Raw genomic sequence first — 15,573 nt, forward strand, 5'->3', positions numbered from 1 at the left:
AGGCTGTCAACATTTTGTCCGGACATTCGGACCAAGCCTTGACGGCCCGCCGGGGCCGCCACCAAGCTGGCCCCCATGACGCCGCCGTCCCCGCTCTCCCGTATCCGGATCGGTTCCGCGCCCGACTCGTGGGGCGTCTGGTTCCCCGACGACCCGCGGCAGGTGCCGTGGACGCGGTTCCTGGACGAGGTGTCCCGCGCCGGGTACGAGTGGATCGAGCTGGGCCCGTACGGCTACCTCCCCACCGACCCCGTCCGCCTCACCGAGGAGACCGCCCGGCGCGGCCTGCGGGTCTCGGCGGGCACCGTCTTCACCGGGCTGCACCGCGGCGAGGCGGTCTGGGAGCAGACCTGGGCGCACGTCGCGGACAACGCGGCGCTCGCCCGGGCCGTGGGCGCGGAGCACCTGGTGGTGATCCCGGCCTTCTGGCGCGACGACCGGACCGGGGTGGTGCTGGAGGACCGGGAGCTGACGCCGGAGCAGTGGCGGGACCTGACCCGGCTGACCGAGCGGCTGGGCCGGGAGGTCCGGGACCGCTTCGGCCTGCGCGTCGTCGTCCACCCGCACGCCGACACCCACATCGACGGCGAGGAGAACGTCGCCCGCTTCCTCGACGCCACCGACCCGGACCTGGTCGCGCTCTGCCTGGACACCGGCCACTACGCCTACTGCGGCGGCGACAGCGTCAAGCTGATCGAGACGTACGGCGAGCGGATCGGCTATCTGCACCTGAAGCAGGTCGACCCCGAGATCCTGGCCGGGGTCGTCGCGGAGGGCACCCCCTTCGGCCCCGCCGTCGCGCGCGGCGTGATGTGCGAGCCGCCGGGGGGCATCCCCCCGCTGGAGCCGGTCCTCACCGCCGCCCAGGCCCTGGGCGTCGAGCTGTTCGCCATCGTCGAGCAGGACATGTACCCCTGCCCGCCCGGCAAGCCCTTCCCCATCGCCGAGCGCACCCGCCGTTTCCTCCGCTCCTGCGGCGCCTGATTCCGTAACAGTGGTCCCTCCCGTGTCACGCATGTCCGGATAACGCGGCCTTTCCGTCACAGCCGGTCGACAGCCCCTGCCCGTCCGTCACCGTGGGTCGTTCTTCGGGCACAGGCTGAGTGATCACCAGCAACGGCGTCGCGGCTCCCCCTACGGTCCGCCAGGACCGGCCCGCGGCGTGCGCAGGGAGGTGTTCCGGATGACGGACAGAAGGCTCTGGTCCTACAAGGAGATCGCCGCGCACATTCGGGTGCAGCCCGACACGGTGCGCTCGTACCGCAAGCACGGCCTGCTGCCGAAGCCCGACCACGTCGAAGGCGGCAAGCCCTACTGGTACGCGGACACCATCCGCGCCTGGGTGGCCAGCCGCCCCGGCAACCGCAGCCGGGCGGACTGACCCCGCCGCCCGTCCCGCGCCGGCCCCGCACCTCCCCGGGTGCGGGGCCGGCCGCGTATTCGGCTTGCTCCCGCGCCGGGGCGGGTCCGAGGATCGCCCGATGAGCGACTTCTCCGTCAAGCCCACCCTCACCGGCACCTCGGTGCTCCTGCGCCCCTTCACCGGGGACGACGCCGCCACGATGGCGGAGATCCTCCGCGACCCGGAGGTGCTGGCCTTCACCGGCACCCCCGAGGGCGCGCCGCCGCCCGGAGAGGACTTCCTGCGCTCCTGGTACGGCAGCCGGGGCGCCCAGACCGACCGGCTGGACCTGGCGGTGGTCGACCGGGCGTCCGGGCAGACCGTGGGCGAGGTCGTGCTCAACGAGTGGGACGAGCCGAACGGCTCCTGCAACTTCCGCACCCTCGTGGGGCCCCGGGGCCGCGGCCGGGGGCTGGGCACGGAGGCCGTCCGCCTCGTCCTCGCCCATGGCTTCGAGCGGCTGGGCCTGCACCGGATATCGCTGGGCGTGTACGCCTTCAACCCGCGCGCGATCCGGGTGTACGAGAAGGTGGGCTTCGTCCGCGAGGGCGCCGAGCGCGAGGCGCTGCTGCACCGGGGCCGCCGCGTCGACGCCCTGATCATGTCCGTGCTGGCCCACGAGTGGGCCGCCCACCGGGGCGACCCGGAGCGCCTTCACGCGGACCATACCCCCTAGGGGTATACTCGCCCCGTCAGGGCGTCGCGCCACCCGTGCGGACCCCTGCCGCACCGACACGACCGACCGATGAGGAGAACACCATGTCCGCCGAGACGAGGACCGAGCTTCCCCAGGCCACCGGCTCCTGCTGCTCGCCCGCCGGTTCCTGCCACGACGGCGCGGGCGAGGCCCCGGCCGGCGGCGTCACCGCGGTCTACGAGGTCACGGGCATGACCTGCGGCCACTGCGAGGGCGCGGTGACCGAGGAGATCTCGGCGCTCCCCGGCGTGACCTCCGTCCAGGCGGTCGCCGCCACCGGCCGGGTCACCGTGGTCTCCGAAGCGGTCCTGGACGAGGAGGCCGTGCGCGCCGCCGTCGACGAGGCGGGGTACGAGCTGGCCGGCCGGGCCGCCTGACCCTCGCGGTACAGTCACTGTCGGTCCCCCATCCGTCAGCGCACCGTGATTTCACCTTCACGTGACTCACAGGACCTTCACAAAGAGACCTAGATCACAGATATTTGGGGGTAACCATTTGGATCGCTCGCGAGTCTAAATGGGCGATGCCACGAACGTCTTGGGGGACGTTCATGGGATGTCTTGGGGGACGTCCCAGGCAAGCGTTGGCCGGGGCACGTGCACCGGGGAGCTTTGAGCGGCCCTCCCGTACGTACCCCGGCAGATCGCATCGCGAGCTTCTGCTGAACCCGGCAGACGCCCGGACCCGGATCCCGTGGGGGGAATCCGTTCCGGGGATATGGGGAGCGCCCCGCTCGCCGACCCGTGGGGGGATCGGCGGCGGGGCGCTTCTCATGTGTGCGTGGCGCGTCAGCGGCTCTCGACCGGGACGAAGTCGCGCAGGACCTCGCCGGTGTAGATCTGCCGCGGGCGGCCGATGCGGGAACCCGGCTCCTTGATCATCTCGTGCCACTGGGCGATCCAGCCCGGCAGCCGGCCCAGCGCGAAGAGCACCGTGAACATCTCGGTGGGGAAGCCCATCGCCCGGTAGATCAGACCCGTGTAGAAGTCGACGTTCGGGTAGAGGTTGCGCTCGACGAAGTAGTCGTCGGCGAGCGCGTGCTCCTCCAGCTTGAGCGCGATGTCCAGCAGCTCGTCGGACTTGCCGAGCGCCGAGAGGACGTCGTGCGCCGCCGCCTTGATGATCTTCGCCCGGGGGTCGAAGTTCTTGTAGACGCGGTGCCCGAAGCCCATCAGGCGGACGCCGTCCTCCTTGTTCTTCACCTTGCGGATGAAGGAGTCGACGTCGCCGCCGGTGGCCTGGATGCCCTGGAGCATCTCCAGCACCGACTGGTTGGCGCCGCCGTGCAGCGGGCCCCACAGGGCCGAGATGCCGGCGGAGATCGAGGCGAACATGTTCGCCTGCGACGAGCCCACCAGGCGCACGGTGGAGGTGGAGCAGTTCTGCTCGTGGTCCGCGTGCAGGATCAGCAGCTTGTCGAGCGCGGAGACCACGACCGGGTCCAGCTCGTACTCCTGGGCGGGGACCGAGAAGGTCATGCGCAGGAAGTTCTCGACGTACGAGAGGTCGTTGCGCGGGTAGACGAAGGGGTGGCCGATCGACTTCTTGTACGCGTACGCCGCGATCGTGGGCAGCTTGGCCAGCAGCCGGATCGTGGAGAGGTGGCGCTGCTTCTCGTCGAACGGGTTGTGGCTGTCCTGGTAGAACGTCGACAGCGCGCTGACGACGGAGGACAGCATCGCCATCGGGTGGGCGTCGCGCGGGAAGCCGTCGAAGAACCGCTTGACGTCCTCGTGCAGCAGGGTGTGCTGCGTGATCTCGTTCCGGAAGGCGGCGAGCTCGTCGACCTTCGGAAGCTCGCCGTTGATCAGCAGGTAGGCCACCTCGAGGAAGGTGGAGCGCTCCGCCAGCTGCTCGATGGGGTAGCCGCGGTAGCGCAGGATGCCCTGCTCGCCGTCCAGGTAGGTGATCGCGGATTTGTAGGCGGCGGTGTTGCCGTAGCCGCTGTCCAGGGTCACCAGACCGGTCTGGGCTCGGAGCTTCCCGATGTCGAAGCCCTTGTCACCGACGGTGCTCTCGACCACCGGGTAGGTGTATTCACCGTCCGCGTACCGCAGTACTACAGAGTTGTCGCTCACGTCATCCCTCACCGACGTAGTGCCTCTTCTTCGAGGTGCCCTGACTGTCTCTACCATCCCCCACTTGGCCCAGCAGAGTGCACTCGGGGTCGACCTTTCGGCCTTTTGGCGGCACTCAGTGCCGTCAACCTGCTCATCCTGCCCCCTTCGCCCCGGTTGCGAAAGCCCGGGTGCTGCTCAGGTGATGTTTCCCACCCGCACCTCGCCTTTCAGCCGGTGACGCAGTGCGGTAAAGCGCCGCCCCGCGGAGACCGTGCGCACCGCCTGGGCGATGGCCCGGCGCGAGCCGACCAGGACGACCAGCTTCTTCGCCCGGGTGACGGCGGTGTACAGCAGATTCCGCTGAAGCATCATCCACGCCCCGGTGGTGACCGGGATCACCACCGCCGGGTACTCACTGCCCTGGGAGCGGTGGATGGTGACGGCGTACGCGTGGGCCAGCTCGTCCAGCTCGTCGAAGTCGTAACGAACCTCCTCGTCCTCGTCCGTCAGCACCGTCAGCCGCTGGTCGTCCACGTTCAGCGCGGTGACCACGCCGACCGTGCCGTTGAAGACTCCGTTCGCCCCCTTCTCGTAATTGTTGCGAATCTGGGTGACCTTGTCCCCGACCCGGAAGACCCGGCCGCCGAACCGCTTCTCCGGGAGGTCCGGCCGGGCCGGGGTGACGGCCTGCTGGAGCAGCCCGTTGAGCGTGCCCGCGCCGGCCGGGCCCCGGTGCATCGGGGCGAGGACCTGCACGTCCCTCCGGGGGTCGAGGCCGAACCGGGCCGGCACCCGGCGGGCCGCCACGTCCACCGTGAGCCGGCCCGCCTCCTCGGTGTCCTCCACGGCGAACAGGAAGAAGTCCGGCAGCCCCGAAGTGAGCGGCTGCTGCCCGGCGTTGATCCGGTGGGCGTTGGTGACCACGCCCGACTTCTGCGCCTGCCGGAAGATCCGGGTGAGCCGGACCGACGGGACCGGGCCGTCCGGCGCGAGCAGATCGCTCAGCACCTCCCCCGCGCCCACGCTCGGCAGCTGGTCGACGTCCCCCACCAGCAGCAGGTGCGCCCCCGGGGCGACCGCCTTGACCAGCTTGTTGGCCAGCAGCAGGTCCAGCATCGACGCCTCGTCCACCACCACCAGGTCGGCGTCCAGCGGGCGGTCCTGGTCGTAGGCCGCGTCCCCGCCCGGCTTCAGCTCCAGCAGCCGGTGCACCGTCGACGCCTCCGCACCGGTCAGCTCCGCCAGCCGCTTGGCCGCGCGGCCGGTGGGCGCCGCCAGGAGCACCTTGGCCCGCTTGGCGCGGGCCAGCTCCACGATCGACCGCACGGTGAAGGACTTGCCGCAGCCGGGCCCCCCGGTGAGCACGGCCACCTTCCTGGTGAGGGCGAGCCGGACCGCCTCCTCCTGCTCGGGCGCCAGCTCCGCCCCCGTACGGTCCGCGAGCCACGCCAGCGCCTTGTCCCAGGCCACGTCCCGGAAGGCCGGCATCCGGTCCTCCTCCGTCCGCAGCAGCCGCTGGAGCCGGCCGGCCAGCGACAGCTCGGCCCGGTGGAAGGGGATCAGGTACACCGCCGTCAGCGGCTGCCCCTCCGGGCCCGGCACCGCCTCCCGCACCACCCCCTCCTCGTCGGCCGCCAGGTCCCCCAGGCACTCGATCACCAGGCCCGTGTCGACCTGGAGGAGCTTCACCGCGTCGGAGATCAGCCGCTCCTCCGGCAGGAAGCAGTGGCCCTGGTCCGCCGACTGGGAAAGGGCGTACTGCAGACCGGCCTTCACCCGGTCCGGGCTGTCGTGCGGAATGCCCACCGCCTGCGCGATCCGGTCGGCGGTCAGGAAGCCGATGCCCCACACGTCGGCGGCCAGCCGGTACGGCTGGTTGCGCACCACGGAAATCGAGGCGTCCCCGTACTTCTTGTAGATCCGCACCGCGATCGAGGTGGAGACGCCGACGCCCTGGAGGAAGACCATCACCTCCTTGATCGCCTTCTGCTCCTCCCACGCCGCCCCGATCAGCTTCGTCCGCTTCGGGCCGAGCCCCGGCACCTCGATCAGCCGCTTCGGCTCCCGCTCGATGACGTCGAGCGTCTCCACCCCGAAGTGGTCCACGATCCGCTCGGCGATGCGCGGGCCGATGCCCTTGATCAGACCCGAGCCCAGATAGCGCCGGATGCCCTGCACGGTGGCGGGCAGCACGGTGGTGTAGTTGTCCACGGTGAACTGCCTGCCGTACTGCGGGTGGGAGCCCCAGCGCCCCTCCATCCGCAGCGACTCCCCCGGCTGCGCCCCGAGCAGCGAGCCGACCACCGTGAGCAGCTCGCCACCCCCGCGCCCGGTGTCGACCCGGGCGACCGTGTAGCCGTTCTCCTCATTGGCGTAGGTGATCCGCTCAAGGACCCCTTCGACCACCGCTGGACTGGACATGCCCCGACGCTACCGGCCCCCACCGACAGCGTGACCACCCCTGTGGACGACCCCGCTACCCCCGCCCCTCCAGCCGCGCCCCCCGACTCTCCGCCACCCGCACCACGTCCCGCAGGGCCTGCGTCAGGCACCCGGCCAGGAACCGCAGCTCCCCGCCCCCCACCCGCCGGTCCGCCAGCATGGCGTCGGCATGGCCCAGCAGGTCCCCCGCCATCCCGAGCTGTACGCCCTCCACCTGGTCGGCCACCCGCGACAACGGCCCCGTCCCGTCCCCGAGGACGTAACACGGCCGCCCGTCCTCCCCCGCCCACGGCAGCAGCCGCGCCCGATCCGTCATGTCAGCCCGCTTTCTCGTGGCGTCCACTCGCCACTGCGTACCGTGGCGAACCCCTCACAGACTGATGTCCCTCGTGGCTACGCTGCCAGTGGCCGGCGCTTGACAGCGCACCCGTCAAGTGGAGTTGATGAGGTTGGACAAGGCGCGCAAGCCTCGGACACAGCGCGAGAAGTACGGCGAGGAACTCAGACTGCGCCGGACCGCCGCGCAGTTGACGCAGGAAGGACTGGGCGAGCAGGTCGTCTGCTCGCCCACGCTCATCAGCCACTTCGAGGCCGGCCGGCGGCTCCCCAAGCCCGACGACGCCGAACGGATCGACCGGGCCCTCGGCACGGACGGGTTCTTCGCCCGCTGGCTGGAGGATCTGGAGAGCACCTATTTCGAGGGCTTCGCGGCGGTGGCCGAGCTGGAACAGCAGGCGACGCTCATCCAGCAGTTCGCCCTTTCCCTGGTGCCGGGCATGTTGCAGACCCCGGAGTACGCGCGCGAGATCTTCCGTGCCTACCGGCCCAACTACACACCGGACGAACTTGACAGAGAGGTTGTCATTCGAACGGCTCGCTCTCAGCTCCTCGACAAGCCCGCTGCCCCGGTCATGTGGACCCTGCTGGACGAGGCCGTCCTCCGGCGCCGGGTCGGTGGCTCCCGGACCATGGCGGGGCAGCTGCACAAGATCGCCGACCTGGCGGAGAACGGGCGCCTGCGTCTGCATGTGCTGTCGTTCGCCCGTGGGGCCCACGCGCTCCAGCAGAGCCTGCTCACCCTCATGAGCTTCGCCGACTCCGCCCCCGTGGCCTACGTCGAAGGGCTGTTGACCGGCCATGTGATGGACGATCCTGCCCTGGTGAGCGCCAGTCAGACCGCTTACGCTCTTGCCCTGAGCGACGCCTTGTCGCAGCAGGAGTCACTGGCCCTGGTCCGGGCGGCAGCAGAGGAATACGCACATGGACAGGAGTGAGCACAGCCTCACCGGGTGGTACAAGTCCAGCTACAGCGGCGGCAACCAGGGCGAGTGCCTGGAGGTCGCCCGTGGGTACGACGGTGTGCCGGTACGGGACAGCAAGGCCGTGACCGGACCGGCGCTGGTCTTCTCGGTGGACGGCTGGTCCGTCTTCCTCGATGCCGTGAAGCGGGATCACTTCCCCGGCTGATCCCCGTGAGCGCTCCTCACAGGACGTGCTCGACGTACGAGCGGACCGTCTCCTCCAGCACCTCCGTACCGTCACGGGCCCACAGGGCCTCGTTGAACAGCTCTACCTCGACCGGGCCCGTGTAACCGGTGGCGTCGACCAGGGCGCGCCAGGCGCGGAGGTCGATCGTGCCGGTGCCCAGGGGCGCCCGGCCGTTGAGGACGCCGGCCGGGAGGGGCGTGCTCCAGTCGGCCAGCTGGAAGGCGTGGATCCGGCCCTCGGCGCCTGCGCGGGCGACGGCCGCCGGGGCGCGGTCGTCCCACCACACGTGGTACGTGTCGACGACCACGCCGACCTGTCCGGCGGGGAACGGTTCCGCCAGGGCGAGGGCCTGATCGAGGGTGGACACGGCGCAGCGGTCGGCGGCGTACATCGGGTGCAGCGGCTCGATGGCGAGGCGGACGCCGTGGTCGGCGGCATAGGGCGCCAGTTCGGCGAGGGCACGGGCGATCAGGGCGCGGGCGACCGGCAGGTCCCGGGAGCCGGGTGGCAGGCCCCCGGAGACCAGGACCAGGGTGTCGGTGCCGAGGGCCGCCGCCTCCCGGACGGCCGCCCGGTTGTCGTCCAGGTCCGGGGCGGTGGTGAAGAAGCCGCCCCGGCACAGGGTGGTGACCGTCAGCCCGGCGTCCCGCACCAGCTTGGCGGTGGCCTCCAGGCCGTACGTGGCGACCGGTTCGCGCCACAGGCCGATCCCGGGCACGCCGAGGCGTACACAGCCCTCGACCAGGCCCGGCAGTGACAACTGCCGGACCGTCATCTGGTTGACACTCAAACGGGTGAGGCTCACCGGGCACCTCCGTACACCGTGCGCAGGGCCTCCATCCGGGACCGGGCGAGCGCCGGGTCGGGGAACAGGCCCAGTGCGGCGGCCAGTTCGTACGCCCGCTCCAGATGCGGCAGGGAGCGCGCCGACTGGAGGCCGCCGACCATGGTGAAGTGGCCCTGGTGGCCCGCGAGCCAGGCGAGGAACACCACGCCCGTCTTGTAGTAGCGCGTCGGCGGCGCGAAGAGGTGCCGGGCGAGGGCGACGGTCGGGTCCAGCAGCGCCTGGAAGCCCTCCGTATCGCCGGAGTCGAGGAGCCGCATGGCCCGGGCCGCCGGGACCGCGAGCGGGTCGAGGACACCGAGCAGGGCGTCGCTGTGGCCGTGCTCGTCGCCCGCGATCAGCTCCGGGTAGTGGTGGTCGTCGCCGGTGTAGCAGCGCACCCCCTCGGGAAGGCGGCGGCGCAGGGCCACCTCCCGCTCCGCGTCCAGCAGGGAGACCTTGACCCCGTCGACCTTGCCGGGCTGCTCGGCAATGATCTTCAGGAGGGTGTCGGTGGCCGTGTCGAGGTCGGCCGAGCCCCAGTAGCCCTCCAGCGCCGGGTCGAACATGGGGCCGAGCCAGTGCAGGATCACCGGCCCGGACACCTGGCGCAGCAGGTCGGTGCAGACCGCGAGGTAGTCGTCCGCGTCCCGGGCCGCCGCCGCGAGCGCCCGGGACGCCATCAGGACCGGCCGGGCGCCGGTGGACTCGACCAGGGCGAGCTGCTCCTCGTAGGCCGCGTGCACCCCGGCGAGGCCGGCCGGACCGGTCAGCTGGTCGGTGCCGGCGCCCGCCACGAGCAGGCCGCCGCAGGCCCGGGCCTCGGCGGCGGAGCGGCGGATCAGCTCGGCCGCGCCCGCCCAGTCCAGGCCCATGCCGCGCTGGGCGGTGTCCATGCCCTCGGCCACGCCCAGTCCGTGCGCCCACAGGTGGCGGCGGAAGGCGAGGGTGGTGTCCCAGTCGACGGCGGCCGGGGAGCCGGGTGCGACGTCGGCGTACGGGTCGGCGACGACATGGGCGGCGGCGTAGACCGTACGGGAGGTGAAGGGGGTCACAGGGTCAGCTCCGGTACGTCATGACGGCGGCCCTCGGCGGAGGACTTCAGGCCCAGCTCGGCGAGCTGGACACCCCGGGCGCCGGCCAGCAGGTCCCAGTGGTACGGCTCGTCGAGGACGACATGGCGCAGGAACAGCTCCCACTGGGCCTTGAAGCCGTTGTCGAACTCCGCGTTGTCCGGCACCTCCTGCCACTGGTCGCGGAAGGACTCGGTGACGGGGAGGTCCGGGTTCCACACCGGCCTGGGGGTGGCCGAACGGTGCTGCGCCCGGCAGCCGCGCAGGCCCGCGACGGCCGAGCCATGGGTGCCGTCGACCTGGAACTCGACCAGTTCGTCGCGGTGGACGCGTACCGCCCAGGAGGAGTTGATCTGCGCCACGGCGCCGCCCTCCAGCCGGAAGATGCCGTACGCCGCGTCGTCGGCGGTGGCCGCGTACGGCTTGCCGTCCTCGTCCCAGCGCTGCGGGATGTGCGTGGCGACCTGGGCGGTGACGGAGGTGACCCGGCCGAACAGCTCGTGCAGGACGTACTCCCAGTGCGGGAACATGTCGGCGGCGATGCCGCCGCCGTCCTCCGCGCGGTAGTTCCAGGACGGGCGCTGGGCCTCCTGCCAGTCGCCCTCGAACACCCAGTAGCCGAACTCGCCGCGCACCGAAAGGATCTGGCCGAAGAAGCCGCCCTCGACCAGCCGCTTCAGCTTGCGCAGGCCCGGCAGGAACAGCTTGTCCTGCACGACGCCGTGCTTGATCCCGGCGTCGCGGGCCAGCCGGGCCAGCTCCAGCGCGCCGGCGGTGTCCAGGGCGGTGGGCTTCTCGGTGTAGACGTGCTTGCCGGCCGCGATCGCCCGGGCCAGCGCGCCGGGCCGGGCGGAGGTGACCTGGGCGTCGAAGTAGATCTCCACGGTCTCGTCGGCGAGTACGGCGTCGAGGTCGGTCGACCACTCGGTCAGGCCGTGCCGGGCGGCCAGGTCCTGCAGGGCGTGCTCCCTGCGGCCGACGAGGACCGGTTCGGGCCACAGGACGCGCCCGTCTCCCAGGTCGAGCCCGCCCTGCTCGCGGAGGGCAAGGAGGGAGCGGACCAGGTGCTGGCGGTGGCCCATCCGCCCCGTGACGCCGTTCATGGCGATCCGCACGGTTCTCCGAGTCACGAAAGTCCTCCGGTGGCGTGAGTCTTTCCCGTACAGCCGGACAGCAAGCGCTTTCTATCGACGATGACGCTAGCCTGCCGCCAACAGCCCGATCAAGGGTGGTGACCCACCCGGGCTCCCCCCGGACTCCCTTCGGAGGAACGCGATGACCGTCACCCTGGCCGATGTGGCGGCCCGCGCGCGGGTGTCCCCGGCCACCGTGTCCCGCGTCCTCAACGGCAACTACCCGGTCGCCGCCGCCACCCGCGAGCGGGTGCTGCGCGCGGTCGACGAGCTGGACTACGTCCTGAACGGCCCCGCCAGCGCGCTCGCCGCCGCCACCTCCGACCTGGTGGGCGTCCTCGTCAACGACATCGCCGACCCCTTCTTCGGGATCATCGCCGGGGCCGCCCAGCAGGCCATCGGCGAGGGCGCGCCGGGCCGGGCGGGCGGCGAGAAGCTCGCCGTCGTCTGCAACACGGGCGGCTCCCCCGAGCGCGAACTGCGGTACCTGACGCTCCTCCAGCGCCAGCGGGCCGCCGCCGTCGTCCTCACCGGCGGTGCCGTCGAGGACCCGGAGCACCTCGCGGCCGTGGCCGCCAAGCTGACCCGGCTCACCGACGCCGGGACCCGGGTGGTGCTCTGCGGGCGCCCGCCGGTCGAGGGGGCGGTCACGGCCGCGCTGCCGTTCGACAACCGGGGCGGGGCGCGCCGGATGACGGAGCATCTGCTGGAGCTGGGCCACCGCCGGATCGGCTGTGTGGCCGGCCCCGCCGGGCGGACCACCACCCGCCACCGGCTGGAGGGCCACCGCGAGGCCATGGCCGCGGCGGGCCTGCCGCCCGGCGGCCTCACCGTGCACGGCTCCTACGACCGGACCTCCGGGTACGACGCCGCGCTGGAGCTGCTGCGGCGCGAGCCGGGCCTCACCGCGATCGCCGCGGCCAACGACACGGTCGCGCTGGGCGTCTGCGCCGCGCTGCGCGAGCGCGGGCTGCGGGTCCCCGACGACGTCTCCGTGACCGGCTTCGACGACCTGCCGTTCTCGGTGGACGCCGCGCCCGCACTCACCACCGTACGGCTGCCGCTGCACGAGGCGGGGGCGCGGGCCGGGCGGCTGGCCACCGGCGCCGAGGCCCCGCCGCGGGAGGCCGTCCCGATCCCGGGCGTGCCGGTGCTGCGGGCGTCCACGGCCCGGCCGCGCGGGCGCTGACCCGCCGTGTCGGGCCATGTCCGGGCGCGGTCCGGGTACGTTCCCGGTACGACCGTACGAAGGAGCCCCTCACCGTGAAGTACGCCTTCTCCACCCTCGGTGTCCCCGGGATGCCGGTCCCCGACGTCGTCCGCCTGGCCGCGGAGAACGGCTACCAGGGCGTCGAACTGCGCGCCCACCCCGAGGAGCCGGTGCACCCCGGGCTGGTCGCGCACGAACGCCGCGCCGTGGTGGAGGAGTTCGCCCGGGCGGGCGTCGAGATCCTCACCGTCGCCGGGTACGCGCGCGTGGCGGAGCCCGGGGACGACGAGTCCGTGTACGAGGAGCTGTACGGGCTGCTGCACCTGGCGGCCGACCTGGGCGCCTCGTACGTCCGGGTGTTCCCGGGCGGCGGCGACCAGGACGTGGCGGAGGCGGACGCGACGGCGGCCCGGCGGCTGGGCGCGGCGGCGGAGGTCGCGGCGGACCTGGGCGTACGGATCCTGGTCGAGACCCATGACTCGCACCGCACCGGCGCGGACGTGGCCCGGATCGTGGGGGCGGTCGGCCACAAGAACGTGGGCGCGCTGTGGGACGTGATGCACCCGTGGGTGGCGGGCGAGTCGCCGGTGGCGACGCACGCGGTGCTCTCGCCGTACCTGGGGTACGTCCAGGTGAAGGACATCGCCTCGGCGGAGGACACCGCCCCGCTGGCGCTGGGCGCGGGGGTGCTGCCGCTGGGCGAGTGCCTGGCGCTGCTGGACGGGCAGGACGGCGAGGCGTGGGTGTGCTGGGAGTACGAGAAGCGGTGGCACCCGGAGGCGGTGGAGCTGGCGCCGCTGCTGGTGGCGGGGCGGGAGCACCTGGAGTCCCTCACGTAACGGGGCCTCGCGCCCGGGGTGTGTCCCGTCCCCCACGACCCGCAGTCGGCGACGCGCCGGGTGGGGCCGTGCCCTACCACCCACCGGGCTGCAGTCGGCCGACGGCCGGGGTGGGGCCGTGCAGGGTCGCCCCCGCAGCGGATCGGCGGCGAGTGACGGCACCCTTTCCGGCTGGGTGCCCCGCCGACCGCGAGGAGGCGAGCCCGGAGGGGCCACACCCCACCACCCACCGGGGTGCACCGCCCGCACCACGCACCGCCCCGGTGGGCACCCGTTGTGCCCACCCGTCCCGCCCTGCGGGACGTTTGCCCACAACCGGGGGAGCGACCGCCCACAACGGAGGGGGGCGACCGTCACCCGTACCGCCCCGGTGGGCGCATGTCCCGCCCTGCGGGACGATTGCCCACAACGGGGGGCGCGGCGCCCACGACGGAGGGCGTGGGTTCTTGACCTGGTAGTTACTTTCCGGCTATGCGTGACTCCTTGGAAGTTTCCTTCATTCCGATGGCCGGAAGGAGCACCATGCACCACCGAGCCACACCCACCACCCCCTCCAGACGCACCCTCCTCACCGTTACCGCCGCCGCCGCGGCTGCCGGTGTTGTCGGCGGGGTGGCCGTGCCCGCCGCCGCGGCCGGGGACGATCGCCGGCTGAAGCGGCTCGTCGGGCGGATGAGCCTGGAGGAGAAGGTCGGCCAGCTGTTCGTCATGCGGGTGTACGGGCACTCCGCCACCGCCCCCGACCAGGCCGACGTCGACGCCAACCTCAAGGAGATCGGCGTCCGGGACGCCGCCGAGCTGATCGCCCGTTACCACGTGGGCGGCATCATCTACTTCTCCTGGGCGCACAACACCCGCGACCCGCACCAGATCGCCGGCCTGTCCAACGGCATCCAGCGCGCCGCGCTCGGAAAAAACGTTCCGGTACCGGTCCTGGTCTCGATCGACCAGGAGCACGGCATCGTCGCCCGGATAGGGGAACCCGCCACGCTGATGCCGGGGGCCATGGCGCTCGGCGCGGGCGGTTCGCGCAGCGACGCCCGGCGGGCTGCCCGGGTGGCGGGGGACGAGCTGGCGGCGATGGGCGTCCGCCAGAACTACGCGCCGGTGGCGGACGTGAACGTCAATCCGGCCAATCCGGTCATCGGGGTGCGGTCGTTCGGGTCCGACCCGCGGGCGGTCGCGGGGATGGTCGCCGCGCAGGTCGGCGGCTACCAGCGGGCGGGCGTCGCCGCGACGGCCAAGCACTTCCCGGGGCACGGCGACACCGCGGTGGACAGCCACTACGGGCTGCCGACGATCACCCACACCCGGGAGGAGTGGCGGGCCCTGGACGCGCCGCCGTTCCGGGCGGCCGTCGCCGCCGGGATCGACTCGATCATGACGGCGCACATCGTGGTGCCCGCCCTGGACCCGGCCGAGGAGCCCGCCACGCTGTCGCGGCCGATCCTCACCGGCATCCTGCGCGAGGAGCTGGGGTACGAGGGCGTCGTCGTGACCGACTCGCTCGGCATGGAGGGCGTACGGACCAAGTACGGCGACGACCGGGTCCCGGTGCTGGCGCTGAAGGCGGGCTGCGACCAGCTGCTGAACCCGCCGAAGCTGGACGTGGCGTTCCGGGCCGTGCTGGCGGCGGTGCGGAGCGGGGAGCTGAGCGAGGCCCGGATCGACGAGTCGGTCCTGCGGATCCTGCGGCTGAAGGCGAAGCTGGGCCTGTTCCACGACCCGTACGTCGGTCAGGACGAGGTGGACCGGACGGTCGGCACCCGCGCGCATCTGGCGGTGGCCGACCGGATCGCCGAGCGGACCACCACGCTGCTGCTGAACGAGGGCGGGCTGCTGCCGCTCAGCCCGGCGCGGCGGCCGAACCTGCTGGTGGCCGGCGCGGACGTGGCGTCGCCCTCGGGGACGACCGGCCCGCCGACCGCGACGCTGGGCGCGGCGCTCACCGAACTGGGCTTCGCGGTCACGGTGCTGCCGACGGGCACGGCGCCGTCGGCCGCGAAGATCGACGAGGCGGTGGCGGCGGCGGGCGGCAAGGACGCGATCGTGGTGGCGACGTACAACGTGTCGGCCACCAGCGCGCAGCGCACCCTGGTGGCCCGGCTGGCGGCGACCGGGGTGCCGGTGGTCACCGTCGCGATCCGCAATCCGTACGACATCGCCCATCTCGGCGGTCAGCGTGCCACGCTGGCGACCTACTCGTGGACGGACGTCGAACTGCGGGCGGCGGCACGGGTGGTGGCGGGCCGGGCGCGGCCGGAGGGACGGCTGCCGGTGCCCGTACCGCGTGCGGACGACCCGGCGAAGGTGCTGTACCCGCTGGGGCACGGCCTCCGGTACGGGCGGTAGCCGGAAGCGGCCGCGCACCCAGGGGCGGGCGGTAGCCGAAAACGGCCGCGCGCC

The 15,573-nt window shown here is 72.5% G+C and carries 15 protein-coding genes; 9 read left to right on the forward strand and 6 right to left on the reverse strand.

The window, feature by feature from the left end; translation table 11 throughout:
• Positions 1 to 75 precede the first annotated feature (75 nt).
• From ACF08D_RS10150 to ACF08D_RS10165, 4 genes are all read left to right on the forward strand, one after another.
• On the forward strand, positions 76 to 984 hold the full coding sequence (locus ACF08D_RS10150) for a sugar phosphate isomerase/epimerase family protein (RefSeq protein ID WP_392222091.1): 909 nt from the start codon (positions 76 to 78) through the stop codon (positions 982 to 984).
• 199 nt (positions 985 to 1,183) lie between these two features.
• Positions 1,184 to 1,381, forward strand: coding sequence for a helix-turn-helix transcriptional regulator (locus tag ACF08D_RS10155; RefSeq protein ID WP_392222092.1), 198 nt, complete (start codon positions 1,184 to 1,186; stop codon positions 1,379 to 1,381).
• A gap of 100 nt (positions 1,382 to 1,481) precedes the next feature.
• Complete coding sequence (locus ACF08D_RS10160; protein ID WP_392222093.1) at positions 1,482 to 2,078, forward strand: GNAT family N-acetyltransferase; 597 nt, start codon at positions 1,482 to 1,484, stop codon at positions 2,076 to 2,078.
• 83 nt (positions 2,079 to 2,161) lie between these two features.
• Positions 2,162 to 2,476, forward strand: coding sequence for a heavy-metal-associated domain-containing protein (locus ACF08D_RS10165; RefSeq protein WP_392222094.1), 315 nt, complete (start codon positions 2,162 to 2,164; stop codon positions 2,474 to 2,476).
• Positions 2,477 to 2,887: 411 nt separating this feature from the next.
• Here the strand turns inward: ACF08D_RS10165 and ACF08D_RS10170 are convergent, their stop codons facing one another.
• The 3 genes from ACF08D_RS10170 to ACF08D_RS10180 form a co-directional block, all read right to left on the reverse strand.
• On the reverse strand, positions 2,888 to 4,177 hold the full coding sequence (locus ACF08D_RS10170; RefSeq protein WP_392222095.1) for a citrate synthase: 1,290 nt from the start codon (positions 4,175 to 4,177) through the stop codon (positions 2,888 to 2,890).
• Positions 4,178 to 4,354: 177 nt separating this feature from the next.
• Entirely contained in the window at positions 4,355 to 6,580 is a 2,226-nt protein-coding gene (locus ACF08D_RS10175) for an ATP-dependent RecD-like DNA helicase (protein ID WP_392222096.1), read from the reverse strand.
• Positions 6,581 to 6,635: 55 nt separating this feature from the next.
• Complete coding sequence (locus tag ACF08D_RS10180) at positions 6,636 to 6,917, reverse strand: hypothetical protein (protein WP_392222097.1); 282 nt, start codon at positions 6,915 to 6,917, stop codon at positions 6,636 to 6,638.
• A 127-nt stretch (positions 6,918 to 7,044) separates the two neighbouring features.
• Here ACF08D_RS10180 and ACF08D_RS10185 point away from each other — a divergent pair, with 127 nt between their 5' ends.
• The gene (locus ACF08D_RS10185; RefSeq protein ID WP_392222098.1) at positions 7,045 to 7,875 is read left to right on the forward strand and encodes a Scr1 family TA system antitoxin-like transcriptional regulator; all 831 of its coding nucleotides are present in this window, start codon (positions 7,045 to 7,047) and stop codon (positions 7,873 to 7,875) included.
• Positions 7,862 to 8,068 carry a DUF397 domain-containing protein gene (locus ACF08D_RS10190; RefSeq protein WP_392222099.1) on the forward strand — a complete coding sequence of 69 codons (207 nt, stop codon included), beginning with the start codon at positions 7,862 to 7,864 and terminating at the stop codon, positions 8,066 to 8,068. The genes ACF08D_RS10185 and ACF08D_RS10190 overlap by 14 nt, the downstream gene beginning before the upstream one ends.
• 16 nt (positions 8,069 to 8,084) lie before the next feature.
• Here the strand turns inward: ACF08D_RS10190 and ACF08D_RS10195 are convergent, their stop codons facing one another.
• The 3 genes from ACF08D_RS10195 to ACF08D_RS10205 are packed head-to-tail and all read right to left on the reverse strand — an operon-like array spanning position 8,085 to position 11,115.
• Positions 8,085 to 8,864: a sugar phosphate isomerase/epimerase family protein gene (locus tag ACF08D_RS10195; RefSeq protein WP_392222355.1), complete on the reverse strand. Its 780-nt coding sequence runs from the start codon at positions 8,862 to 8,864 to the stop codon at positions 8,085 to 8,087.
• Between the two features lie 26 nt (positions 8,865 to 8,890).
• Entirely contained in the window at positions 8,891 to 9,967 is a 1,077-nt protein-coding gene (locus tag ACF08D_RS10200; RefSeq protein ID WP_392222100.1) for a dihydrodipicolinate synthase family protein, read from the reverse strand.
• Positions 9,964 to 11,115: a Gfo/Idh/MocA family protein gene (locus tag ACF08D_RS10205; RefSeq protein ID WP_392222101.1), complete on the reverse strand. Its 1,152-nt coding sequence runs from the start codon at positions 11,113 to 11,115 to the stop codon at positions 9,964 to 9,966. Before ACF08D_RS10205 ends, ACF08D_RS10200 begins: the two co-directional genes overlap by 4 nt.
• Positions 11,116 to 11,260: 145 nt before the next feature.
• Between ACF08D_RS10205 and ACF08D_RS10210 the strand changes: the two genes are divergently transcribed.
• The 3 genes from ACF08D_RS10210 to ACF08D_RS10220 all read left to right on the forward strand — a co-directional run bounded on the left by ACF08D_RS10210 (position 11,261) and on the right by ACF08D_RS10220 (position 15,519).
• Positions 11,261 to 12,307: a LacI family DNA-binding transcriptional regulator gene (locus ACF08D_RS10210; RefSeq protein ID WP_392222102.1), complete on the forward strand. Its 1,047-nt coding sequence runs from the start codon at positions 11,261 to 11,263 to the stop codon at positions 12,305 to 12,307.
• A 74-nt stretch (positions 12,308 to 12,381) separates the two neighbouring features.
• Entirely contained in the window at positions 12,382 to 13,167 is a 786-nt protein-coding gene (locus tag ACF08D_RS10215; protein ID WP_392222103.1) for a sugar phosphate isomerase/epimerase family protein, read from the forward strand.
• 522 nt (positions 13,168 to 13,689) lie between these two features.
• Positions 13,690 to 15,519 carry a glycoside hydrolase family 3 protein gene (locus ACF08D_RS10220; RefSeq protein WP_392222104.1) on the forward strand — a complete coding sequence of 610 codons (1,830 nt, stop codon included), beginning with the start codon at positions 13,690 to 13,692 and terminating at the stop codon, positions 15,517 to 15,519.
• The last annotated feature ends 54 nt before the right edge of the window (positions 15,520 to 15,573 follow it).

It is taken from the genome of Streptomyces sp. NPDC015131, from assembly GCF_043079975.1.
GTDB lineage: Bacteria > Actinomycetota > Actinomycetes > Streptomycetales > Streptomycetaceae > Streptomyces.